This window comes from Variovorax soli NBRC 106424 (assembly GCF_001591385.1).
GTDB classification, from domain to species: domain Bacteria; phylum Pseudomonadota; class Gammaproteobacteria; order Burkholderiales; family Burkholderiaceae_C; genus Variovorax; species Variovorax soli.
In genome coordinates, this window is the sequence record NZ_BCUU01000088.1 from 1 (window position 1) to 22,227 (window position 22,227).

A 22,227-nucleotide genomic window follows, 5' to 3' on the forward strand; every position below is an offset into this window, starting at 1 on the left:
AGCCGGCCGCGCCGCAGGTGCCGCTGGTGCTGGTGGTGGACGACTCCATCACCGTGCGCCGCGTCACCCAGCGCCTGCTGCAGCGCGAAGGCTACCGCGTGGCCCTGGCGGCCGACGGCCTGCAGGCGCTGGAGCGGCTGCAGGAAGAGCGCCCGGCGCTGGTGCTGTCGGACATCGAGATGCCGCGCATGGACGGCTTCGACCTGGCGCGCAACATCCGCGCGGACCAGTCGCTGGCTGACCTGCCGATCATCATGATCACTTCGCGCATTGCCGAGAAGCACCGCGAGCATGCCAAGCAACTGGGTGTGAACCACTACCTGGGCAAGCCCTACTCGGAAGAAGAGCTGCTGCGCCTGGTGCGCAGCTACACCCTGGCCGCCGAGGCGGTTTCGCTGCAAGCCTGAGTTTTTTCGATCGCTCCAAGGCTGGGCGCCCGTCGCAGTTTCAACGCTGCGCCGGGCGCTGTTTTTTTCCTGGGGCGGGCCTGCTGCCTGCGGCGGCGGCTTCCTTGACCACCGCGTAGCGCTGCAGGGTGCGCTCGCGCGCCTGCGCATGGTCGACGATGGGGTGCGGGTAGGTCTCGCCCAGCCGTACGCCGGCCGCCTCCAACTCGACCGGCGAGGCCAGCCAGGGCGCGTGGATCGCGCTGTCCGAAAGCCTGGCCAGCTGCGGCAGGTAGCGCCGGATGAACTTGCCTTCGGGGTCGAAGCGCTCGCTCTGCGTGACCGGGTTGAAGATGCGGAACCAGGGCTGCGCGTCGCAGCCGCTGCCGGCCGCCCATTGCCAGTTGCCGTTGTTGGACGCGAGCTCGAAGTCGTTCAGGTGCCGCGCGAAGTAGGCCTCGCCGCGCCGCCAGTCCAGGCCCAGGTCCTTGCACAGGAAGCTGGCGACCACCATGCGCAGCCGGTTGTGCATGTAGCCGCTCTGGTTGATCTGCGCCATGGCTGCATCGACCAGCGGATAGCCGGTACGGCCCTCGCACCAGGCGTCGAACAGGGCATCCGCGTGCTTGCCGTGGTGCCACACGATCCGGTCGTATTCGGGCCTGAAGCTCTTGCCCTCGGCCACCTGGGGGTGGTGCGCCAGGATCTGGAAGAAGAACTCGCGCCAGATCAGCTCGCTCAGCCAGGTGGCGGCGCCGGGGCTGCCCGACTGCGCGAGCCGGTGCGCCACGCCCGCCACTTCGCGGATCGACACGGTGCCCAGGCGCAGGTGGATGCCCAGGTAGCTCGGGCCGCGGATGCCGGGGTAGTCGCGTGCCTCGTGGTAGCGGTCGATGCGCTTGTCGAAGAACTCCTCGAACAGGCGCGCTGCGCCGCTGGCGCCGGTGGGGATTTCCAGTTCGCCCAGGTTGGTTTTCTGGAACCCCAGTTCGCCCAGGGTGGGCACCGGCGTGCGCAGGGCCTCGGGCGCCCGCACCAGCGCGTCGGCGTAGTGCAGCACGGGGTAGGGCTTCAGGTAGAAATCGTCCAGCTTGGCCAGCCAGGCCCGCTTGTAGGGCGTGAACACCGAAAAGGACTGGCCGGCCTGGGTCTGCACCTCGTCCCGCTCGAAGACGGCCTTGTCCTTGAAGGTGTGGAAGGTGATGCCGGCGTTGGCCAAGGCGCCGAACACCCGGGCGTCGCGCGCCTGGGCGGACGGCTCGTCGTCGCGGTTGGCATAGACGGCCTGCACGCCCAGTTCGCGCGCCAGGCGGGGCAGTTCGTCCTCCGCCAGACCGTGGCGCACCACCAGGGAGCCCCCGCGCGATTCCAGCGCCTGGGCCAGCTCCGCCAGCGATTCCCGGATGAATTCCACCCGGCGGTCGGCCCGGGGCAGGCCCGCCAGGATGGCGGTGTCGAAGACGAAGCCGCACACCACTTCGCGGCAGGCGCGCAGGGCGTGGAAGAGCGCCGCGTTGTCCGCCAGGCGCAGGTCCCGCCGAAACCACATCAGGCCCCGGGGAAAGGTTTTGTCAACGGCCAGTAAAATCGGCGGCATGTCGTCCGATTCTGCCCGCATCAACCTCACGCATCACTTCCTGATCGCGATGCCAGGCATGCGGGACGAAGCCTTTGCCGGCAGCGTGGTGTACCTGTGCGAGCACAGCGAGCGCGGTGCCCTGGGGCTGGTCATCAACAAGCCCAGCGACATCAACCTGCGCGCCCTGTTCGAGAAGGTCGAGCTGCCCACCAACCAGACCGACATCGGCGACGACCCGGTCTTCCAGGGCGGCCCGGTCAAGACCGAACGCGGCTTCGTGCTGCACGAGCCGGTGTTCGCCAACCCGCCGGACAACACCGAGCCGGTCTACGCCTCCACCATGACCATTCCGGGCGGGCTGGAGCTCACCACCTCGCGCGACGTGCTGGAGGCGCTGGCCACCGGCGCCGGCCCGCGCAAGGTGCTGGTCTCGCTGGGCTACTCGGCCTGGGGCGAAGGCCAGCTCGAATCCGAACTGGCCGAAAACAGCTGGCTCACGGTGGACGCCGACCCGGCCGTCATCTTCGACACGCCGGTGCCGCAGCGCTACAGCAAGGCGCTGATGCTGCTGGGCCTGGAGGCCTGGAAGCTTTCTCCAGACGCGGGGCACGCCTGATGCGGGAAGTGGCCATGGCCTCTCCCGACACCGCCCCTTCCGTTCCGTCCCATTTCCAAAGCTTTCTGGCCTTCGACTACGGGCGAAAGCGCACCGGCGTGGCCAGCGGCAACCGCCTGCTGGCCAACGCCACGCCGCAGGGCACCATCGCGGCCGAGGGCGATGCCCGCTTCGCCCAGATCGAGAAACGCATTCGCGAATGGCAGCCCGACGCGCTGGTGGTGGGCGTTCCCTGCCACCCCGACGGCGCCCCGCACGAGAACACCCGCGCCGCACTGAAGTTCGCGCGCCAGCTGGAAGGGCGCTTTCGCCTGCCGGTCTACCAGGTGGACGAGCGCTACAGCACCACCGAGGCGCTGGCCGCCGGCGCCAGCGATGCAGACGCCGCATCGGCCTGCATCATCCTCGAACAGTTCTTAAGGAGCATTCCGTGAACCCGAACATCCCGAACGCCGAGTCGCTCTACCAGGAGCTGCTGCGCGGCGTCAAATCCCTCCTGCGCCAGGACACGAAGCTCGTGGGCATCACTTCCGGCGGCGCGTGGCTGGTCGAGCGCCTGCAAAAGGACCTGGGCCTGCCCGGCGCGCCCGGCATCATTTCCTCGGCCATGCACCGCGACGACTTTGCGCGCCGGGGCCTCGCCGCCAGCGCGCAGACGCACCTGCCCTTCGACGTGAACGGCGCGGACATCCTGCTGCTCGACGACGTGCTCTACACCGGCCGCACCATCCGCGCGGTGCTCAACGAGCTCTTCGACTTCGGCCGCCCGGCTTGCGTGCGCCTGGCGGTGCTGGTCGACCGGGGCGACCGCCAGCTGCCGGTGGCGGCCAACTTCGCCGCCGGGCAGGTGGAGCTGCCGTCCAACCAATCGCTCGCCCTGGACCGCGATGCCCAGGGCGGCTTCGCACTCAAGATCGAACAACTAGAAGAAGGAGCGTAAGCGTGCTGTACAAGCGCAACCCGCAGCTCAACAAGAACGGCGAGCTGATCCACCTGCTGTCCATCGAGGGCCTGCCCAAGGACATCCTCACGCACATCCTCGACACGGCCGCCAACTTCACCAGCGTGAGCGACCGCGAGGTGAAGAAGGTGCCGCTCTTGCGCGGCAAGAGCGTGTTCAACCTCTTCTTCGAGAACAGCACGCGCACCCGCACCACCTTCGAGATCGCGGCCAAGCGGCTTTCGGCGGACGTGATCAACCTGGACATCGCGCGCTCGTCCACCGCCAAGGGCGAGTCGCTGCTGGACACCATCGCCAACCTGAGCGCGATGGCCGCCGACCTGTTTGTGGTGCGGCACAGCGAGTCGGGCGCGCCCTACCTCATCGCGCAGCACGTGGCGCCGCATGTGCACGTGGTGAACGCGGGCGACGGGCGGCATTCGCACCCCACGCAGGGGCTGCTCGACATGTTCACCATCCGCCACTACAAGAAGGACTTTTCCAACCTCACCGTGGCGATCGTGGGCGACGTGCTGCACTCGCGCGTGGCCCGCTCCGACATCCATGCGCTGACCACGCTGGGCTGCGCCGAGGTGCGCGTGGTCGGCCCCAAGACGCTGGTGCCCGCCGACATGGCGCCCATGGGCGTGCGCGTGTGCCACACGCTGGAAGAGGGCATCAAGGACTGCGACGTGGTGATCATGCTGCGCCTGCAGAACGAGCGCATGAGCGGCGCGCTGCTGCCCTCGTCGCAGGAGTTCTTCAAGACCTACGGCCTCACGCCCGAGAAGCTGCAGTACGCCAAGCCCGATGCGATCGTGATGCATCCGGGGCCGATCAACCGCGGGGTGGAAATCGATTCTGCGGTGGTGGACGGCCAGCAGAGCGTCATCCTGCCGCAGGTGACCTTCGGCATCGCCGTGCGCATGGCGGTCATGAGCATCGTCGCAGGAAACGAAGCATAGAAATGGCCCACCCCCAGCCTTGCCCACTTCGTGCGGCTTCTGCACCCCCTCAAGGGGGCAACACCAGCGGCCTGGCGAAGCCAGTTCCGCGGTGTTCCTGGCTTTACGCGTGCATCTACTGAACGACGTCATGAACATCCTCATCAAGAACGGCCGCGTGATCGACCCGGCCTCCGGCTTCGACGAGCAGGCCGACATCGCCATTGCCGGCGGCAGGATCGCCGCGCTGAAGAACATTCCCGCCGACTTCAGGGCCGAGCAGTCCATCGACGCGCAGGGCTGCATCGTGGCGCCCGGGCTGGTCGACCTGGCGGCGCGCCTGCGCGAGCCGGGCTACGAGCAGCAAGGCATGCTCGACACCGAAATGGCCGCCTCGGTGGCCGGCGGCGTGACCAGCCTGGTGTGCCCGCCCGACACCGACCCGGTGCTGGACGAGCCCGGCCTGGTCGAGATGCTCAAGTACCGCGCCGAGAAGCTGAAGAAGGCGCGCCTGTTCCCGCTGGGCGCCATCACGCGCGGCCTCAAGGGCGAGATCCTCACCGAAATGGCCGAGCTCACCGAGGCCGGCTGCGTCGGCTTCGGCCAGGCCGAGGTGCCGCTTTCCAACACGCAGGTGCTGCAGCGGGCGCTGCAGTACGCCGCCACCTTCGGCTACACGCTGTGGCTGCGCCCGCTGGACCGCGACCTGGGCAAGGGCGTGGCGGCCAGCGGCCCGCTGGCCACGCGCCTGGGCCTGGCGGGCGTGCCGGTGGCGGCCGAGACCATCGCCATCTTCACCATCGTGGAGCTCATGCGTTCCACCGGCGCCAAGGTCCACCTGTGCCGCCTGTCGAGTGCGGCGGCCGTGGCGCTGGTGCGCGCGGCGCGGGCCGAAGGCCTGCCGCTGACCTGCGATGTCAGCATCAACTCGCTGCACCTGATCGACACCGACATCGGCTATTTCGACAGCCGCGCGCGCCTGACACCGCCGCTGCGCCAGCAGCGCGACCGCGAGGCGCTGTCGGCCGCGCTGGCCGACGGCACTATCGACGCACTGGTGTCCGACCACACGCCGGTCGAGACCGATGCCAAGACCCTGCCCTTTGCCGAGGCGGAGCCCGGCGCCACTGGCCTGGAACTGCTGCTGCCGCTGGCCCTGAAGTGGGGCGAACAGAGCGGCGCCGGCATCCGCCGCGCGCTGGAGGTGGTGAGCTGCGCGCCCGCACGCCTGGTGCCGGCCACCGGCACGGCGCGCATCGCTGCCGGAGAAGCGGCCGACCTGTGCATCTTCGATCCTGCGCACGAATGGCAGCTGAACCCCGAGGCGCTGTGCAGCCAGGGCAAGCACACGCCCTTTGCCGGCTATGCCTTGCGCGGGCGCGTGCGCAGCACCGTGGTGGGCGGCTGCGTGGTCTACCAGCAGCAGCAAGGCTGAATGCGCTTGCTCGTGGTGTGCTGGAAGCTGCTGCGTGCCGCGCTGCACGCGGCCGGCGGCTGGTGCACGATCCGCTTTCGCTTTCCGCGCATGTCGCCCGACGCGCAGGCGCGCGAAGTGGAGCGCTGGTCGCGCCGGATGCTGGAGATCTTCGGCATCACGCTGGCGGTGCAGGGCACGCCGCCTGCGCACGGGCCGGTGCTGCTCATCGTCAACCACATCTCGTGGCTGGACATCCTCACCATTCATGCGGCGCGGCACGTGCGCTTCGTGGCCAAGTCGAACATCAAGGCCTGGCCGGTGCTCGGCAGCCTGTCGACCGGCGCGGGCACGCTCTACATCGAGCGCGAACGTCGGCGCGATGCGATGCGGCTGGTGCATCACATGGCCGAGGCGCTGCGCGGCGGCGACCTGATCGCGGTGTTTCCGGAAGGCACCACGGGCGACGGGCGCGGGCTGCTGCCCTTTCATGCCAACCTGCTGCAGGCCGCCATTTCTGCCGGCGCGCCGGTGCAGCCCGCGGCATTGCGCTTTGCGGTGAGCAGCACCGGTGAAACCAGCTACGCGCCTGCTTATGTGGACGACGACACGCTGCTCCAATCGGTGTGGCGCACGCTGAGCGCGCCGCCGCTCACGGCGCATGTGTGCTTCGGCGATCCGCAGGATTCACACGGCCGCGAGCGCCGGGCCTGGGCCACGGAACTGCATGCGCAGGTGCAGGCGCTTCGTGCGAGCACCGGCGCGGACAATTCGGCGACTGGCAGCAGCCTCGCCTGAGGCCGCTTATGCTGGCGGCCATGCACGAAGATGAAGCCAACAGCGCCAGCACCGCCGCGCTCGCCGATTTCGTCAGGCGCCACCCGCGCCTTTTCGTGCTGACCGGCGCCGGCTGCAGCACCGAGAGCGGCATTCCCGACTACCGCGACGCCAACGGCGACTGGAAGCGCGCCGCCCCCGTCACCTACCAGGCCTTCATGGGCAGCGAAGCCACGCGCAAGCGCTACTGGGCGCGCAGCCTGATGGGCTGGCGGATCATGGGGCAGGCGCGGCCCGGCCCGGCGCACCACGCGCTGGCCAAGCTCGAGGCGGCCGGCCGCGTGCACACGCTGCTGACGCAGAACGTCGACGGCCTGCATGACGCGGCCGGCAGCCGCGCCACCATCGACCTGCATGGCCGCATCGACACCGTGTGCTGCACCGATTGCGGTGCGCGCAGTCCGCGTGCCGAACTGCAGACGCGGCTGGTGGCGCGCAACCCCGAGTGGGCGCAGCTTGGGGCCCGCAGCGCCCCCGACGGCGACGCCGATCTCGACGGCCACGACTTCTCGGGCTTCGACATCCCCGAATGCGAACGCTGCGGCGGCCTGCTCAAGCCCGACGTGGTCTTCTTCGGCGAAAGCGTGCCGCCGGCGCGGGTGGCCGCGGCGCGCGCCGCGCTGCAGGCATCCGATGTGGTGCTGGTGGCCGGCTCCTCGCTCATGGTGTATTCGGGCTTCCGGTTCGTGCAGGCAGCCGCCGCGGCCGGCCTGCCGGTGGCCGCGGTGAACCTGGGCCGCACGCGCGCCGACGATCTGCTGGCGCTCAAGGTGGAGCAGCCTGTGGGGGCTGCGCTGACCGCGCTGGCGGAAAGCTTGTCGCAGGTTTCAGCGCATCCGGCTTGATGCCGCGCGGGCGGGCGCGGTTGCGAGGCGTGACAGCCTCGCACCGCAAGAAACTCGAGGGAGGGCCGTGGTGCCCCCGACAGGAATCGAACCTGTATCTGAGTCTTAGGAGGACCCCGTTCTATCCATTGAACTACAGGGACGCGAGCAGCCGATGACTTTAACAGCTTCGGCCGCCCGCCTCGCAGTGCCGCCTTACTGGACCCGGTTCTCGGGCTGCAGCGGCAGCACCAGGTTCATGTTGTTCTTGATGTCCAGCGCGAAGATGCCGCTCAGCCTGGCCACTGCCGCCTTGTCGCCGGTGATCTTCGCCTTGCCTGCGCTGACCAGGTCGTCCATGGAGGACTTGCCGGAGGCGAAGGCCAGCAGGTCGGCCTGCGAGATGTCCAGCGTGGCATCGGGGTTCTTGGCCTGCAGGCCCGAGGTGCGGTTGAGCACGCCGTTGTGCAGGTCGAGCCCGAACTTGGCGCCGCCCTTGAGGTTCAGGTTGATCGTCGCGTTGCCGGCCTTCTCGGCCTTGATCTGGTCGACCAGCATGCCCAGGTAGTTGACGAAGTGCTCCGGCGGTAGCCCGGCAATCACCTCGGGCGAGGTGGTGCTCAGCGCGTTGGGGACGTTGCCGCCCTGGCGCAGTTCGACCGCCGAACCCAGGTACCAGTTGCGGTACAGGGAGTTTTCTTCCTGGTAGCCCAGCTGCTCCAGCGTGTCGGCCAGCAGGTAATTGGCGTTCTTGTTGCTGCCGTTGTAGGAGACGATGTTGCCCAGCAGGTCGGCCGCGAAGCGGTAGTCGCCCTTCTGGAAGCTGGCCAGCGCCGCGTCGACCACCTTCTGCTCGCCGCCCATGGTCTCGACATAGCGCTTGCCACGCTCGGCGTCGGGGTACTTGGCCAGCTCGATGGCGTTGCCGTTGTACCAGCCGAGGTTGCGCACGTAGGTGGACTTCAGGTTGTTGCGGGTGTTGCCGTAATACGGGCGGTTGTCCCACTGGTTGAAGACCGACTTGGGCAGCTGCGCGTTCTCTGCGATGTCGTCCGGGCGGTAGCCGTAGTTGGCGTAGCGCATGGCGGTGTCGAAGATCGACTGGTACACGTCGCGCTGGTTGCGCAGGTACGCCACCACGTTCTTGTTGCCCCACACCGGCCAGGTGTGCGGTCCGAAGTTGACCTCCACCTCGCTGCCCCAGCGCGCCAGGGCGTTGCCGATGTACTTGGCCCACACGCTGGCATCGCGGGTCTGCGCGCCGCGCAGCGTGTAGATGTTGTGCTGCAGGTGGTTCACGTCCTCGGCCATGGACAGCGCCTTCCACTGCGGGATGTACATGACCATCTCGGCCGGCGCTTCGGAGTGGGGCGCCAGGTAGAACACGAAATCGACGCCGTCGATCGAGAGCTTCTGCCCGTCCTGCGTGATGCTCTTGTTGGGAATGGCCAGGCCCGACTTGTCGGTGGCCAGGGCCGGGCCCAGCGAGCCGGTGATGATGCCGCGCTCGCCCGGCTTGAGCACGTTGCCGTACTGGTAGCCAGAGCGGCGGGCCATGATGTTGCCGCCGGTCACGTTCTCGGAGATGGCTTCCTCCAGGAAGCCTTGCGGCGCGATGAGCGGAATCCTGCCGCTCTTGAAGTCTTCCGGCTTGGCCAGCCCCGCCTTGTAGATGCCGTCGATGCCGCCGAAGTGGTCGGCATGGCTGTGGGAAATGATGACGCCCTTGAGCGGCTTCTTGCCGCGGTGCTGCTCGTACAGCGCGATCGACGCGGCCATGGCGTTGGGCGAGTACTCGACGTCGTACAGCACGATGCCGGTCTTCGTCTCGATGATGGTCAGGCTCGACAGGTCCTGGCCGCGCACCTGGTAGATGTGGTCCGTCACCTTGAACAGGCCGCCGTAGTTGACCAGCTGCGCCATGCGCCAGAGGCTGGGGTTGACCGTGTCGGGCGCAGGCTTGTCCTGCATGAAGTTCAGCCCGACCGCGTCGTACACGCCGCCGGCGATGTTGCCGTTGTTGGTCAGCGGGGCGATCAGGCCCTTGCGGGAGTCGTCGAAGGCCGTCTTGTTGTTGAAGTCGAGCTGCTTGTAGACCGCCTTGTTCGCATCGCGCGTGAAGGAGGTCGCGCCCTTGCTTTCCGCGCTGAATTGGTAGGCGCCGGCGCCGCCCTGCTGCTGCGCGGCGCAGACAAAGGGAAGGCCCAGCATGATGATTCCGAGACTGAACAGCTTGGAATTGCTCTTGCGCATGATCGATGTTCCTCTTGCTTGGGATGGATGAAATGCGGGCCGGTTTGACCCCCCTGGGAACTTGAGACCATACCCGAGTCGTCTTTTTGCCCGGCGGATTTAACCGACCTCTTTGGTCGGTTCAGTCGTACTTGATCGTGTAGATCAGGTCTGCCCCGTAGTGCTCGCCCGCCTGGCCGCGCAGGGTCAGGCGCTGGGTCAGGTCGTAGAACAGGTAGAGCGTGCCCAGCGTGCCGGCCATGCTGCGCTCGTAGGTCACGTAGAAATCCTGCGACAGGCGCTTGCCGAGCGTGACCGACGATTCCTGCAGCTCGCCGTTGGGGTTCGGTCCCTTGAAGCCGATCTCGTCCAGGCCGAAGCGGCTGGCCAGGCTGCCGCTGCTGGGGTCGGCGCCCAGCTTGCCCAAGAGGGCCAGGGCGGCTTGCTGCATCAGGATGGCTTCGCCGCCGTTGGCCGCCGAGGCGCGGCCCAGCATGATCCACGAGAGCGTTTCCGCATCCGACAGCGGCGGCTCGGAATACAGCGTGACGCGCGGGGCGCTGGCCGTGCCGCGGATCTGCACGCCCGCGCGCTGGCTGATGTTGGGGCGGATGGCCAGCACGTCCAGCTGCGGGTTGTCGTAGGGGCCGTTGAAGCGCAGCACGCCGGTTTCCACGTTCAGTTGCTGGCCGTAGGCGCGGTACATGCCGCTGGCGGTGCGCAGTTCGCCGGTGATGCGCGGCGGGTTGCCGGTGCCGCTGGCGCGGATGTCGAGCTGGCCCTCCAGGCGCGTGGTGATGCCGTGGCCCTGCACGGCAAAGTCCTTGCCGAAGTCCAGCGCGATCTGGATGTCCGGCGGACGCGCGGTCTGCGGGTTGTTCACCGCCGCGGCCTCCTGCTGCTCCCCGCGCGCTCGCGCGCGCGCGGCCGCTTCGGCCGCGGCACGCTCTTTGGCGGCGGAGCGCACGACCACGTCGGTGCCGAGGCTGGGCGCGGTATCGGGCGGCAGGATGATCACGCCGCGGTCGGTGCGAAGCTGCCCGCGCACCGTGACCTGGCGGTCTTGCAGCCCCGCCTGCAGGTCGCCCGACAGCGTGACCTGGCGGTCGCTGCGCACCAGCACGCGCAGCGCCCGGATCTGGCCTTGCAGGTTCATGCGGATGCCGCTGCCGCCCGGCACGGCCGTGGGCTCGCCCCAGCTCGCGGTGCCGCGCAGGGCGACCTCGCCGCCGTCGGCTGCGGCTTCGCTCGCGACCGTGCTCAGGTTGCCGCTGCGGCCCGGAATGCGCACCTTGCTGCCGGGGCCGCCGTGCAGGGTGAATTCGTCCAGCGTCAGCTGCCGGCCGCTGAGGGTGGCGCGCAGCCGGCCGTCGCGCAGGTCCAGCCCCTCCACTGCGGCACGCAGCGAGAGTTCGTCGGCGGCCAGGCGGCCGTTCCAGTTGGGCGCATCGCGGCTGCCCGACAGCGCCAGCGATGCTTCCAGCGTGCCGCCCACGCGCCAGCCCGGCGGTGCCAGCATGGACCACACGCCCAGCTTGGGCATGCGCGCATCCAGCTGCCCCGACAGCGGCGCGTTGTCGGGCCAGCGCCAGCCGGCGCCGTCGCGTGCCAGTTGGGTGGAGGCCTGCGCCTTCACCACGCCGGCGCGTTCCGAATCCCAAACCAGGCTGGCGCGCAGCGCCTGGCCGTCGGTGTCCACCACCAGCTCCGACTGGCGCAGGCCCGCGGGCGTGCTGGGCCCGTCGCGGCCGCTGCTGTCGGCATCGGTGGTGATTTCCGCCGGGGTGCCGGTACCGGTGCTGCGCACGCGGCGCACCATCGCGGCCTCGCCGGCCTGCACGCGGATGTCGCCGCTGGCACGGGCCAGGCGCACATGGGCCTTGAGCTGGTCGCCGGCGTCGATGTCCCATTCGCCGTCGAACACCAGGTCGCCGCTCACGCCCAGTTCCTTCAGCGTCCCCGGGCCCACGGCCTGCGCCCAGGCCATGGGCAGGCCCTGCATCTTGCCGGCCGTCTGCACGCGCAAGGCGCGCCGCTCGGGCGGGCCGCTCTGGCTGAAGCGCGTGGACTGCCACTCGAGGCGCACGTTGCCGGGCACCGGGCCGGTAATGAGCGCGGCGCTCCCGCTGCCTTGCAGTTGCAGGTTGTTGCCTTCGCTGCGGATGGTGGCCGACCAGGCGCGCTGCAAGGCCACCTTCCACGGTGGCGGCGCATTGCGCGCATTGGGTCGCAGCTGGGCTTCGAGCCTGGCGATCTCGGCGCGCCACTGGCGCGTGCGCTCCAGCCCGCCGTTGCCCTGCAGCGCCAGCGTCGCCTGCCGAAGCGGGGAGATCGCTTCGCCCTTGAGTTCGATGTTCGCTCGCGCGAGGCTGCCGTCCAGCGAGGCGCGCACATCGCGCAGCTGCCAGCGCTCAGCCGCGCCTTCGGGCTGCCACGCCAGGCGCGGCGCGGCCAGTTGCGCCGACAGCGTGGGCTCGGCGGTGCCGCGCGCCGCGGGTTGCTCGGGAGTGGACAGGCGCTGCTGCAAGGTCTGCCAGCCGCCGGTGAGTCTGGCCTGCAGCGTGGCGCTGCCTTGCAGGTCCAGGTTGGCGAGTGCGCTGCGCAGACCCGGAAGCTGCTCGATCCAACCCTGCAGCGCGGCGGCGTCGGCCACCTTGGCGTCGAGCTGGGCCTGGCCCTTGGCGGGCGCCATGTCGGCCTGCACGCGGGCCTCGAGCCCCGGCGCAGCCAGCTTGAGCGTGCCTTCGCCCGCCTGCGCCTCGGGCCGCGCGCGCAGCTGGCCCTCGAGCTGCGCGCCTGCCGCCTCGATGCGCAATTCGGACAGCGTGAGCAGCGTCTCGTGCCAGCTGCCGCGTGCCGCGACGCGGTCAATGGGCAGGCCTTCCAGCGAATCGCGCGGCGCCTTGGCACCGGCGCCGCCGCGTGCGCGCAGGTCCGCCGAGAAGTCGATGCGCCCGCCTTCCTTCTGCCGCACCTCGAGCTTGCCTTCGACCGGCGCGCCGGCCAGTTGCGAATACAGGTGCGACAGTTGGACGCGCTGCACCTCGATGCTGGCCTGCCACGGGTCCGGTGTGGGCTGCCAGCTGCCGGCGCCTTTGATGTGTCCGCCGCCGGTGGCGATGTCCAGCTCAGGCACTGTCCACTGGTGCCCGTCGAAGCTGGCCTTGGCCTGCACTTGCGCCACCGGCAGCTGGCCCTCGTCCCAGGGGCCGGGGCGGTGGTTGCGCAGGTCGACGGTGCCTTGCCAACCGAGCGCGCCGAGCGTGGTGTCGGGCCCCGCATGCACTTCGCCGGTGAGCAGCGTGGTGGGCGCCTGCGGCCAGAGCCGCGCCAGGTCGACTTCCTTCAGTTCCGCATCCGCCTTGATGACGGGCTGCGGCTGCCAGGGCGCGAGTTCGGCGCTGAGCTTGGCCTGCATGCCGGCGGCGTCTTCGGCGGGCTCGATGCCGGCCTTGAGCCGCAATCGCGCGTCGGCGCCGGCAAGCTCGCCCTGCAGTTCGGCCTGCGCTTTCACATCGAGACTGCGCTGCGCATCCAGCGGCGCCTTCACCTGTCCGTCGAGCTTGACGTGCAGGGCCATGGGCGCAGCACCTTGCAACTGAGCCTGCGCGGCGTAGTGGCCTTCGGCCAAGTCCACGCCATCCACCAGCAGGCGATGCGCGCCGGCCTCGTAGCGATAGCTGCCGGCCAGGTCCGACGCCACCACTTCCGGCGGGCCGGCCCAGCGCAGCACATCCACCTTGAACGGCAGTTCGATGGCCAGCGGCAGCACCAGCTGCTGCAGCGGCTCGGGCGGCGGGCTGTTCTCGGGCTTGGGGCCGATGGGCTCGATGTCCAGCCGTGCCAGGTGCACCTCGCCGAGCGTGAGCCGGCGCTGCAGCAGCGATGGCAGGTGCCAGCCGATGGTGGCATCGTGCACCTCCACCGCCAGCGTGGGGCTTTGCCACCGCAGCCGGCCGATGCGCCCGCCCGCCAGCAGCGAGCCTTCCACGTTGTCGTGCGTCAGCTGCTGGCCGGCCGGCATGTAGCGCGCCGCCTGCGCGAGCGCAAAGGCCAGGGACTGGTTCGAGCCGATCCACCACCAGGCGCCGGCCAGCAGCACGGCCAGCAGCGCCAGCAGGCCGAAAAGGCTCCACAGCAGGCCCCGCAACGCGCGCCGGCCGCGCGAACGCGGCGGCGAGGAGGAGGATGAAGCCGAGGAGGAGGGCGTCGTGTCGCTCATGGCCTTCGCCCGTTTAGAAGGTGAAGCCGAAGCGCAGGTGCAGCCGCACCGACTTCACATCCACGCCGTAGGCCAGGTCGGCCTGCACCGGCCCCACCGGGCTGCGCCAGCGCACACCGACGCCGGTGCCCACCTTGAGCTTGCCCAGGTCGCCGGGCTGGTCGGCCACCGCGCCGGCATCGACGAAGGCCACGCCCTCGAAGTCGCTGAGCTTGCCGTTCCGCACGATGGGCTGCTGCCACTCGATGCTGGCCACGTTCATGTAGCGGCCGGCCTGGATGCGGCCCGAGTCGTTCACCACGCCGATCTGCCGGTAGCTGTAGCCACGCACCGTGGTGTCGCCGCCGGTGAGGAACTCCAGGGGTTGCGGAATCTGCGCCTCGTCCTTGGCGATGACGCCGCCGGCCTCGGCGCGCAGGGCCAGGCGCGGGCGGCGCGCGGCCAGCTGCGGGTCGGCATCCGAGCCGATGGGGAAGATGCCCAGCCAGCGCCCGTACGCGCGCAGGAAAGGCAGGCGCTCGCCCAGCAGCGTGTAGCCGGCGCCCAACTCCGCCGCCAGGCCGTTGCCGCGCGAAGGCGCCGCGGGGTTGTCGAAGTAGCGCCCGGTCCAGGCCCAGTTGAGGCTCACGGCCGCGCCCGAAGGCGGCGGATCGACCCCCTTGCTGACCGAATAGTCGTATTGCAGGTAGACGCTGCGGTCGATGCGGTCGCCCGCGCGGCTGCGGCCGGTGCGCCAGCGGGCGCTGTCCACGGTGTAGTCGCCGGCGTTGTTGTCGCGCTGCAGCTGCGCCAGGTTGAACCAGCGCCAGCCCGACTCGGCGGGCAGGCCTGTCCACTCGGTGTTCAGCAGCTGGGTGTTCTTGTCGTAGGAAAAGCGCGAGACCGCGCGCCACTCCAGCCCCGGGATCTTGTTGTGGATGTGGTCGACCGACACGCGCGGGCCGCTGTCGGAGGTGAAGCCCACGCCCAGCACCACCTTCTGCAGCGATGCCTCGCGCACCTGGGCGGTGATGGGTGCGGCCTGCGGGTCCACGCCCGCGTCGGTGTTCATGGTGAGGAAGACCGAGTCGTAGTAGCCGCTGCTGGCCAGGCGCAGCTGCGCGTCGAGCAGTTTCTGCTGGTCGTAGTCCTCGCCCACGGGCAGGCGCGCGATGCGGCGCGCGGCATCGGCGTCGTAGCGCTGCGCGCCGTTGATGGTGAGCGGGCCGAAGCGGTAGGCCGGGCCGGAGTCGTAGCCCACCTGCAGCCCGGCCTGCGATGCGTCGGCATCGATGTCGGCCTTGCTGCTGGCGATGCGCGCCGTGGGGTAGCGCTTGGCGGACAAGGTGCGCAGGCCGAAGGTCTTGGCCGATTCCCAGCCGGGCTGGGTGAAGAGCTGGCCGGGCGGCAGCTTCCAGCCGCTGCGGATCTCGTCGCGCTGCGCGCGGTCGCGTGCGTCGTCGGCCACGGGGCCGGCGAAGTCGATCTGCACCTTGTCGACCCGGGTGGCCGGGCCGGGGTCGACATCGACATGGATGCTGCGCGGCGCCTTGTCGCTCTCGGGCGTTTCCTTCAGCTCCAGCGTGATGGTGGGCGTGAAGTAGCCCAGGGTGTTCAGCAACTCGCGCGCGTTGCCCTCGGCCGCCACCATGAGGCGCGACACCTCGCTGGCCGCCAGGTCGTCGAGCTTGCGGTAGCGCTGCAGGTCCAGGTGGGTCTGCAGGTACTCGGTGACGTCCTTGCTGGGCGATGTCACTTCCAGCGTGAAGGCGTCGCGGGCGTCCTGGCGCGCCTCGTCGCCGCTGCCGGTGGTGAGGGCCGCCTCGTTGCCGCCGGCTGCCGCTTCCTCGTTTTTTTTCGGCAGCAAGCCGCACCCCTGCAACAGGAGCGCGCAAGACAGAAGCACAAGCGCCGGCCAGAAGAACGCCGGCGCACGGAAGACGGCCACCCTGAGCATCGGGTCGATTCTGACATCGCCCGCGGATCGACCCGGGCGCAAATGTCAACCGCGCCGCAGGCCTACTTCAGAGTTGCTTATTTGGTAAGCAGGCGCATCGCATCTTCCAGCCCGCGCAGGGTGAGCGGATACATGCGGTGCGACATGATCTGCTGGATGACCGCGATGCTCTGGCGGTATTGCCACACGCCCTGCGGCTCGGGGTTGATCCAGGCGAACTTGGGAAAGGCGTGCGTGAGGCGCTGCAGCCATTCGGCGCCGGCTTCCTCGTTGTTGTATTCGACGCTGCCGCCGGGCTGCAGGATCTCGTAGGGGCTCATGGTAGCGTCGCCCACGAAGATCAGCTTGTAGTCCTTGTTGTACTTGCGGATGATGTCCCAGGTGGGAAACTTCTCCGAGAAGCGCCGGCGGTTGTTCTTCCACATGAAGTCGTACACGCAGTTGTGGAAGTAGTAGAACTCCAGGTGCTTGAACTCGGTCTTCACCGCCGAGAAGAGTTCTTCCACCCGCTGGATGTGCTCGTCCATGGTGCCGCCCACGTCCATCAAGAGCAGCACCTTCACGTTGTTGTGGCGCTCGGGCCGCATCTTGATGTCGAGGTAGCCGGCGTTGGCGGCCGTGCGGCTGATGGTCTCGTCCAGGTCCAGCTCGTCCTCGTGGCCTTCGCGCGCGAACTTGCGCAGGCGCCGCAGCGCGACTTTGATGTTGCGCGTGCCCAGCTCCTGCGTGTCGTCGTAGTCCTTGAAGGCGCGCTGGTCCCACACCTTCACGGCGCTCTTGTTCTTGCCGGCGCCGCCGATGCGGATGCCCTGCGGGTTGTAGCCGCCGTGGCCGAAGGGCGAGGTGCCGCCCGTGCCGATCCACTTGCTGCCGCCCTCGTGGCGCTCCTTCTGCTCCTCGAAGCGCTTCTTGAGCGTCTCCATGAGCTCGTCCCAGCCCATCTTCTCGATCTTGGCCTTTTCCTCGGCCGTGAACTCGCGCTCCAGCGTCTTGCGCAGCCAGTCGAGCGGCACGTCTTTCGTGAAGTCGGTCACCAGCTCGATGCCCTTGAAGTAGGCCGAGAAGGCGCGGTCGAACTTGTCGAAGTGCTTCTCGTCCTTCACCAGCGCGGTGCGCGAGAGGTAGTAGAAGTCGTCGAGGCTGAAGGCGCCGTCGGAATTGGGCCCGACCACGTCGGCCTGCAGCGCCTCGAGCAGGGTGAGGTATTCCTTGACCGAGACGGGCAGCTTGGCCGAGCGCAGGGTGTAGAAGAAGTCGATCAGCATGGTTCAGGCTCCAGGCCAGCGGCTCGGACTTTGCGGAAATGCAGGCAGGCATGTACACGCACCATTTCCGAGTTGAAATCAAAATGCAGCGTATAGGGAAAGCGGCGCAACTTCAGCCGGCGAAACGAGCCACGGGCCACGGGATAGCGGTCGGCGTCCCGTTCCAGCAGGTCGCGGGCAACGGCGACGGCGCGAAGGAACTCGGCGCCCAGGCCAGTACGCTGTAGTTCATACCAAGTGAAGGCTTGTTGCAGATCTTGTTTGGCTGCAGGCTGGAATTCAACAATGCGCTTCACAAGCGAACGCCCAGGCTTTCGGCGATCTGTTCCAGGCTCTGGCCCTGTCCTGGGTTTGCGTCAGCCCAGGCTGCGCGGCGGCAAAGCTCCTCGTAGACCTCGTTGGACATGGGGGGCATGGCGTCCTCTGCAATGCTGTCCCACAGGTCTTCGACCAACTGCAGCTTCTCGTGCACGCCGAGCTCGGCGATGTCCTTCAAGAGTGCATTCATGCCAGTCCTTTCAAGGTCAAGCGGTCCAGCCTAGCGCGGCTTGTCGAGCAGGTACAGCAGCTGCGCCTTCACCTCGGGCCACTCGCCCGAGCGCAGGCTGTACATCACCGTGTCGCGGATGGTGCCGTCGCGCCGCATCGCATGGCCGCGGATCACGCCGTCCTTCTTCGCGCCCAGGCGCTCGATGGCGGCCTGCGAGGCGAAGTTGAAATTGTCCGTCCGCCAGCCCACCACGTTGCAGCCGAGGGTTTCGAAGGCATGCGAGAGCAGCAGCAGCTTGCAGGTGGTGTTCACATGCGTGCGCTGCACGCTCCTGGCGTACCAGGTGTAGCCGATCTCCACGCGCTTCACCGCCGGCAGCACGTCGTGGTAGCTGCTGGTGCCGATGACCTTGCCCGTGGCCTCCTCGATCACCGCGAAGGCGAAGCGGTCGGTGGCGTTCAGCGCTGCCTCGATGTAGGCGCGGGTCTTCTCGGGCTCGGGCACCGAGGTCACGCGGATGTTCCACAGCTGGCCGTCGGCAGCCGCCTCGCGCAGGCCCGGCTCGTGCTCGAGCGTGAGCGGCACCATGGCCACGCCGCGCGCCGAGAGGTTGACCGGTTCGACGAAGGACGAACTCATGCGTGGCGCCCCGGCTGGCCTCAGCGGTTGTGCCGCTGCATGAACACGAGCTTCTCGAACAGGGTCACGTCCTGCTCGTTCTTGAGCAGCGCGCCCACCAGCGGGGGCACGGCCACCTTGTCGTCCTTGCTCTGCAGCGCTTCGAGCGGAATGTCTTCGGCCACCAGCAGCTTGAGCCAGTCCAGCAGCTCGGAGGTGGAGGGCTTCTTCTTCAGGCCGGGCAGGTTGCGCACGTCGTAGAAGGTCTTCATCGCCGCGGCCAGCAGGTCCTGCTTGAGCGTGGGGAAGTGCACGCCCACGATGCTCTTCATCGTCTCGGCATCGGGGAACTTGATGTAGTGGAAGAAGCAGCGGCGCAGGAAGGCGTCGGGCAGCTCCTTTTCGTTGTTGGAGGTGATGAACACCACCGGGCGATGCTTGGCGCGGATGAGTTCGCGCGTCTCGTAGCAGTAGAACTCCATGCGGTCGAGTTCGCGCAAGAGGTCGTTCGGAAACTCGATGTCGGCCTTGTCGATTTCGTCGATGAGCAGGGCCACCGGCTGGTCGGCGGTGAAGGCCTGCCACAGCACGCCCTTGACGATGTAGTTGTGGATGTCCTTGACGCGTTCGTCGCCCAACTGGGAATCGCGCAGGCGGCTCACCGCGTCGTATTCGTACAGGCCCTGCTGCGCCTTGGTGGTCGACTTGATGTGCCATTGCAACAGCGGCAGGCCCAGGGCGGAGGACACTTCCTCGGCCAGCATGGTCTTGCCGGTGCCGGGTTCGCCCTTGACGAGCAGCGGACGCTTGAGGGTGATGGACGCGTTCACCGCGAGCATCAGGTCGGCAGTGGCGACGTAGTTGTCGGAACCCTTGAATTTCATGGAAGAAGCCAGGCAGTGAGGTGGAGGAGAGCGTGCGATCAGGCCGATGGGCCCGGGTCAAACCCCGACCTTCGGGCGCGAAATGCCTTCATATAATCGAAAGCTGTTTGCCCCGAAAACCTGATATCTCCACGAGATTGTGCGCGCAAAATGAACAAGTTGTTGACCACGATGTTTGCCCTCGCTGTCGCTTGCGTGACGGTCTCGGCACAGGCCCAGAAGGTGACCGGCAGCGTTGAGAACGGTGCCAAGAAAACCGCCATGTGCGTGGGTTGCCACGGCATCATCGGCTACCAGGCCAGCTTCCCGGAGATCCACAAGGTTCCGATGATCGCGGGGCAGAGCGCCACCTACATCTCGTCCGCGCTGGCCGCCTACAAGAACGGCGACCGCAAGCACCCCACCATGCGCGCCATTGCCGACACGCTGTCCGAGCAGGACATGGCCGACCTGGCCGCCTACTACAGCCAGCTGGGCATGAAGGACGCGTCGCCGCTGCCGGCCAACGCCGCCGCGCCCAACGATTCGGTGCAGGCCCTCATCACCCGCGACAAGGACAACAGCTGCACCAAGTGCCACGGCGCGAACTTCTCCACGCCCAACGACGGCACCGTGCCCAAGCTGGCCGGCCAGCATGCCGACTACCTGACGGTGGCACTCAAGCAGTACAAGAGCGACGGCCACGGCATCGTGGGCCGCTCCAACGCGGTCATGGGCGCCCAGGCCAAGAAGTTCAAGAATGAAGAAATCAAGGCGCTGGCGAGCTACATCAGCGGCCTGCCCGGCGACCTGAAGACGGTGCCCGAGTCGCGCTTCCACCGCGCCGACTGATTTGCCTTCCCGCCGCCTGGCGGCCCTGTGCCGCGCAGCAGCCGTTGCAGCGGCGCTGCTGTGCGGCGGCATGGGCGGCATCGCCACCGCAGCCGAGTCTGCCGAGCCCCGGCAGCCTCCCCAGCTCTGGGGTGCCATTGCCACGGTGGATGGCCTCTACGGCTACGCCTTCGATCATCCTTCCCGCGCCTCGGCAGAAAACGCCGCCCGCGCCCAGTGCGAGCGCAAGGCGGCACGCGCCGGCGCCTGCACCGTGCGCACCACCTTCGACCGCGCCTGCGGCGCCATGGCCACCGGCAACTTCGGCGAGTGGGGCGTGGCGACCGCGCCCACCGTTGCCGGCGCCCGCAAGGAAGCCACGGCCCAGTGCAACAGCCACCTGCCCACCGAGCCCTGCAAGGTGCTGGTGGCCGTGTGCTCGGGCCAGGGCGGGAAATAGCGGCAGGCGGCGGCTCGCGCCGGGCGCTCAGACGTCGAAGAACACCGTTTCCTTGTCACCCTGCATGTGAATGTCGAAGGTGTAGGTGACCTGGCCGCCTTCCTCGCTGCGCTGTGCGATGAGCGTGCCGCGGCGCTCGGCCGGCACCTGGGCCAGCACCGGGTCCTGCGCATTGGCCTTGGCCTCGTCGGCGAAGTAGATGCGGGTGAAGGTGTGCAGCAGCAGGCCGCGCATGGTCACGATCACGCCGATGAACGGCGCCTCGCCGGCCGCGTTGGCGCCCGGCTTCACCGTCTGGAACACGAAGCGGTTGTGCGCGTCGGTGCCGGTGCCCATGCGGCCGAAGCCGCGGAAACCGCGTGCGCGGGCGTCTTCCACCGAGGTGGGGTAGTGGCCTTCGCCGTCGGGCTGGCAGATTTCCACCAGCGCGTCGTTGATCGGCTTGCCGTCGCCGTCGATCACGCGGCCCACCAGGCGGATGCGCTCGCCGCGCGCGCCTTCCAGCGCCACGCGGTCGTCGAAGGGCTGGTCGAAGTCGTAGCCGTACTGGGTGGCGGCCAGGCCGTAGGCGAAGTAGGGGCCCACCGTCTGCGACGGGGTCTGGCCGTAGTTGGTCTGCAGTGCGCTCATCAAGGTCATGGTGCGTCTCCCGGGGCTCTCAGCGGTTCTCGAAGGGCGTTTCGTCGCTGCCGCGCAGCACGATGTCGAACTGGTAGCCCAGCGCATAGCCTTCCTCGGTGATGTCCAGGCTGAAGTCGGCGATCAGGCGGTTGCGGTGCTTCTCGGGCGTGCCGGTGACCATCGGGTCGTACTGCAGCAGCGGATCGCCCGGGAAGTACATCTGCGTCACCAGCCGGCTGGCGAAGTGCTCGCCGAACAGCGACAGGTGGATGTGCTGCGGCCGCCAGGCGTTGGGGTGGTTGCCCCAGGGGTAGGCGCCCGGCTTGATGGTGAGGAAGCGGTAGCGGCCCTCGTTGTCGGTCATGCAGCGGCCGGCGCCCAGGAAGTTGGGGTCCAGCGGCGCGTCGTGCTGGTCCACCTTGTGCACGTAGCGGCCGGCGGCGTTGGCCTGCCACAGCTCCACCAGGGTGTTGCGCACGGGGCGCTTGCGCTCGTCCAGCACCTGGCCGGTGAGGATCATGCGCTCGCCCAGGGGCTCTCCGTTCACGCGGGCGTTGCGGGTCAGGTCGTGGTCCAGCTCGCCGATGCTGTCGTGGCCGTACACCGGCTGGCGCAGCTCGGCCATCGAGGCCTTCAGGGGAATCAGCGGTTGCGTCGGGCCGCGCTTGGCGGTGGACTTGTAGCCGGGGTAGAGATAGGCAGGGTGGCTTTCCCAGTCGCGCGGGTCGAGCTTGGCCATCGTGGAGTCTCCTTGGGAATCGAGAGAGAGAAGGAATTCGGTGGCCAAGACTGTAAGACCGGCATTTGATGATGTAAATTGAACAATCGAACCATTTGCATCACCGCTGGTAATTGAAAAAGCCGCCGTCCACCGCCGCCCTGGCCTTCGCCCGCAACGTGCAGCTGCGGCACCTGCGCTGCTTCGTCGCCGTGGCGCAGGAGCGGCACCTGGCGCGCGCCGCCGAGCGGCTGGCGCTGAGCCAGCCCGCCATGTCCAAGACGCTCACCGAGCTGGAGGAGCTGGCCGGCACCCGGCTGGTGGAGCGCGGCGGCGCCGGCCGGCGCGGCGTGCAGGGGCTCACCGCCGCCGGCGAGCAGCTGCTGGCCCAGGCGCTGCGCGTGCTCGAAGCCATCGACGCCAGCGCACAG

At 68.5% G+C, this 22,227-nt stretch carries 22 protein-coding genes and 1 tRNA gene; 11 read left to right on the forward strand and 12 right to left on the reverse strand.

Annotated elements, in window-relative coordinates; all coding sequences use genetic code 11:
• A partial coding sequence (locus VSO01S_RS20655; RefSeq protein ID WP_153305343.1) for a response regulator occupies positions 1 to 407 on the forward strand: 407 nt, incomplete at its 5' end.
• Between the two features lie 40 nt (positions 408 to 447).
• Here the strand turns inward: VSO01S_RS20655 and VSO01S_RS20660 are convergent.
• Positions 448 to 1,983, reverse strand: coding sequence for a cryptochrome/photolyase family protein (locus VSO01S_RS20660; protein ID WP_068644707.1), 1,536 nt, complete (start codon positions 1,981 to 1,983; stop codon positions 448 to 450).
• On the opposite strand from VSO01S_RS20660, the gene VSO01S_RS20665 reads away from it, so the two are divergent.
• The 7 genes from VSO01S_RS20665 to VSO01S_RS20695 all read left to right on the forward strand — a co-directional run bounded on the left by VSO01S_RS20665 (position 1,982) and on the right by VSO01S_RS20695 (position 7,561).
• A complete protein-coding gene (locus VSO01S_RS20665; RefSeq protein WP_068644690.1) occupies positions 1,982 to 2,581 on the forward strand; it encodes a YqgE/AlgH family protein in 600 nt (199 codons plus the stop codon). The two genes, VSO01S_RS20660 and VSO01S_RS20665, sit on opposite strands and share 2 nt — an antisense overlap.
• Before the next feature lie 14 nt (positions 2,582 to 2,595).
• On the forward strand, positions 2,596 to 3,015 hold the full coding sequence (gene ruvX / locus VSO01S_RS20670; RefSeq protein WP_068644708.1) for a Holliday junction resolvase RuvX: 420 nt from the start codon (positions 2,596 to 2,598) through the stop codon (positions 3,013 to 3,015).
• Positions 3,012 to 3,521, forward strand: a complete 510-nt coding sequence (gene pyrR / locus VSO01S_RS20675; protein WP_068644691.1) for a bifunctional pyr operon transcriptional regulator/uracil phosphoribosyltransferase PyrR — start codon at positions 3,012 to 3,014, stop codon at positions 3,519 to 3,521. Before ruvX ends, pyrR begins: the two co-directional genes overlap by 4 nt.
• Before the next feature lie 2 nt (positions 3,522 to 3,523).
• Entirely contained in the window at positions 3,524 to 4,486 is a 963-nt protein-coding gene (locus tag VSO01S_RS20680; RefSeq protein WP_068644692.1) for an aspartate carbamoyltransferase catalytic subunit, read from the forward strand.
• A 130-nt stretch (positions 4,487 to 4,616) separates the two neighbouring features.
• Positions 4,617 to 5,900 carry a dihydroorotase gene (locus tag VSO01S_RS20685; RefSeq protein WP_068644693.1) on the forward strand — a complete coding sequence of 428 codons (1,284 nt, stop codon included), beginning with the start codon at positions 4,617 to 4,619 and terminating at the stop codon, positions 5,898 to 5,900.
• Positions 5,901 to 6,677, forward strand: coding sequence for a lysophospholipid acyltransferase family protein (locus VSO01S_RS20690; protein ID WP_068644694.1), 777 nt, complete (start codon positions 5,901 to 5,903; stop codon positions 6,675 to 6,677).
• 20 nt (positions 6,678 to 6,697) lie between these two features.
• The gene (locus VSO01S_RS20695) at positions 6,698 to 7,561 is read left to right on the forward strand and encodes an NAD-dependent protein deacetylase (protein ID WP_174544752.1); all 864 of its coding nucleotides are present in this window, start codon (positions 6,698 to 6,700) and stop codon (positions 7,559 to 7,561) included.
• 68 nt (positions 7,562 to 7,629) lie between these two features.
• Here the strand turns inward: VSO01S_RS20695 and VSO01S_RS20700 are convergent.
• The 9 genes from VSO01S_RS20700 to VSO01S_RS20735 form a co-directional block, all read right to left on the reverse strand.
• Positions 7,630 to 7,704, reverse strand: a tRNA-Arg gene (locus VSO01S_RS20700).
• Between the two features lie 52 nt (positions 7,705 to 7,756).
• On the reverse strand, positions 7,757 to 9,793 hold the full coding sequence (locus tag VSO01S_RS20705; protein WP_068644696.1) for an alkyl/aryl-sulfatase: 2,037 nt from the start codon (positions 9,791 to 9,793) through the stop codon (positions 7,757 to 7,759).
• Between the two features lie 121 nt (positions 9,794 to 9,914).
• Complete coding sequence (locus VSO01S_RS20710; RefSeq protein ID WP_068644697.1) at positions 9,915 to 13,994, reverse strand: translocation/assembly module TamB domain-containing protein; 4,080 nt, start codon at positions 13,992 to 13,994, stop codon at positions 9,915 to 9,917.
• Between the two features lie 13 nt (positions 13,995 to 14,007).
• A complete protein-coding gene (locus tag VSO01S_RS20715; RefSeq protein ID WP_068644698.1) occupies positions 14,008 to 15,930 on the reverse strand; it encodes an autotransporter assembly complex protein TamA in 1,923 nt (640 codons plus the stop codon).
• Between the two features lie 77 nt (positions 15,931 to 16,007).
• Entirely contained in the window at positions 16,008 to 17,195 is a 1,188-nt protein-coding gene (locus tag VSO01S_RS20720) for a vWA domain-containing protein (protein WP_068644699.1), read from the reverse strand.
• Positions 17,189 to 17,491, reverse strand: a complete 303-nt coding sequence (locus tag VSO01S_RS27260; RefSeq protein WP_153305344.1) for a type II toxin-antitoxin system RelE/ParE family toxin — start codon at positions 17,489 to 17,491, stop codon at positions 17,189 to 17,191. The genes VSO01S_RS20720 and VSO01S_RS27260 overlap by 7 nt, the downstream gene beginning before the upstream one ends.
• Positions 17,488 to 17,703 carry an addiction module protein gene (locus tag VSO01S_RS20725; protein ID WP_068644700.1) on the reverse strand — a complete coding sequence of 72 codons (216 nt, stop codon included), beginning with the start codon at positions 17,701 to 17,703 and terminating at the stop codon, positions 17,488 to 17,490. The genes VSO01S_RS27260 and VSO01S_RS20725 overlap by 4 nt, the downstream gene beginning before the upstream one ends.
• A gap of 30 nt (positions 17,704 to 17,733) precedes the next feature.
• A complete protein-coding gene (locus VSO01S_RS20730; protein WP_068644701.1) occupies positions 17,734 to 18,324 on the reverse strand; it encodes a GNAT family N-acetyltransferase in 591 nt (196 codons plus the stop codon).
• Positions 18,325 to 18,344: 20 nt separating this feature from the next.
• Positions 18,345 to 19,187, reverse strand: coding sequence for an AAA family ATPase (locus tag VSO01S_RS20735; RefSeq protein ID WP_068644702.1), 843 nt, complete (start codon positions 19,185 to 19,187; stop codon positions 18,345 to 18,347).
• 150 nt (positions 19,188 to 19,337) lie between these two features.
• On the opposite strand from VSO01S_RS20735, the gene VSO01S_RS20740 reads away from it, so the two are divergent.
• Together VSO01S_RS20740 and VSO01S_RS20745 are read left to right on the forward strand one after the other, a co-directional pair.
• A complete protein-coding gene (locus VSO01S_RS20740) occupies positions 19,338 to 20,018 on the forward strand; it encodes a c-type cytochrome (RefSeq protein WP_068644703.1) in 681 nt (226 codons plus the stop codon).
• A gap of 1 nt (position 20,019) precedes the next feature.
• Positions 20,020 to 20,457 (forward strand): DUF4189 domain-containing protein, encoded by a 438-nt coding sequence (locus VSO01S_RS20745; protein ID WP_068644704.1) that lies wholly within the window; start codon positions 20,020 to 20,022, stop codon positions 20,455 to 20,457.
• A 27-nt stretch (positions 20,458 to 20,484) separates the two neighbouring features.
• Here the strand turns inward: VSO01S_RS20745 and pcaG are convergent, their stop codons facing one another.
• The gene (gene pcaG / locus VSO01S_RS20750; protein WP_068644705.1) at positions 20,485 to 21,096 is read right to left on the reverse strand and encodes a protocatechuate 3,4-dioxygenase subunit alpha; all 612 of its coding nucleotides are present in this window, start codon (positions 21,094 to 21,096) and stop codon (positions 20,485 to 20,487) included.
• Positions 21,097 to 21,115: 19 nt separating this feature from the next.
• Positions 21,116 to 21,817: a protocatechuate 3,4-dioxygenase subunit beta gene (gene pcaH / locus VSO01S_RS20755; RefSeq protein ID WP_068644706.1), complete on the reverse strand. Its 702-nt coding sequence runs from the start codon at positions 21,815 to 21,817 to the stop codon at positions 21,116 to 21,118.
• 113 nt (positions 21,818 to 21,930) lie between these two features.
• On the opposite strand from pcaH, the gene VSO01S_RS20760 reads away from it, so the two are divergent.
• Positions 21,931 to 22,227: LysR family transcriptional regulator (locus VSO01S_RS20760; protein ID WP_245684275.1), on the forward strand; the 297-nt coding region annotated here is incomplete at its 3' end.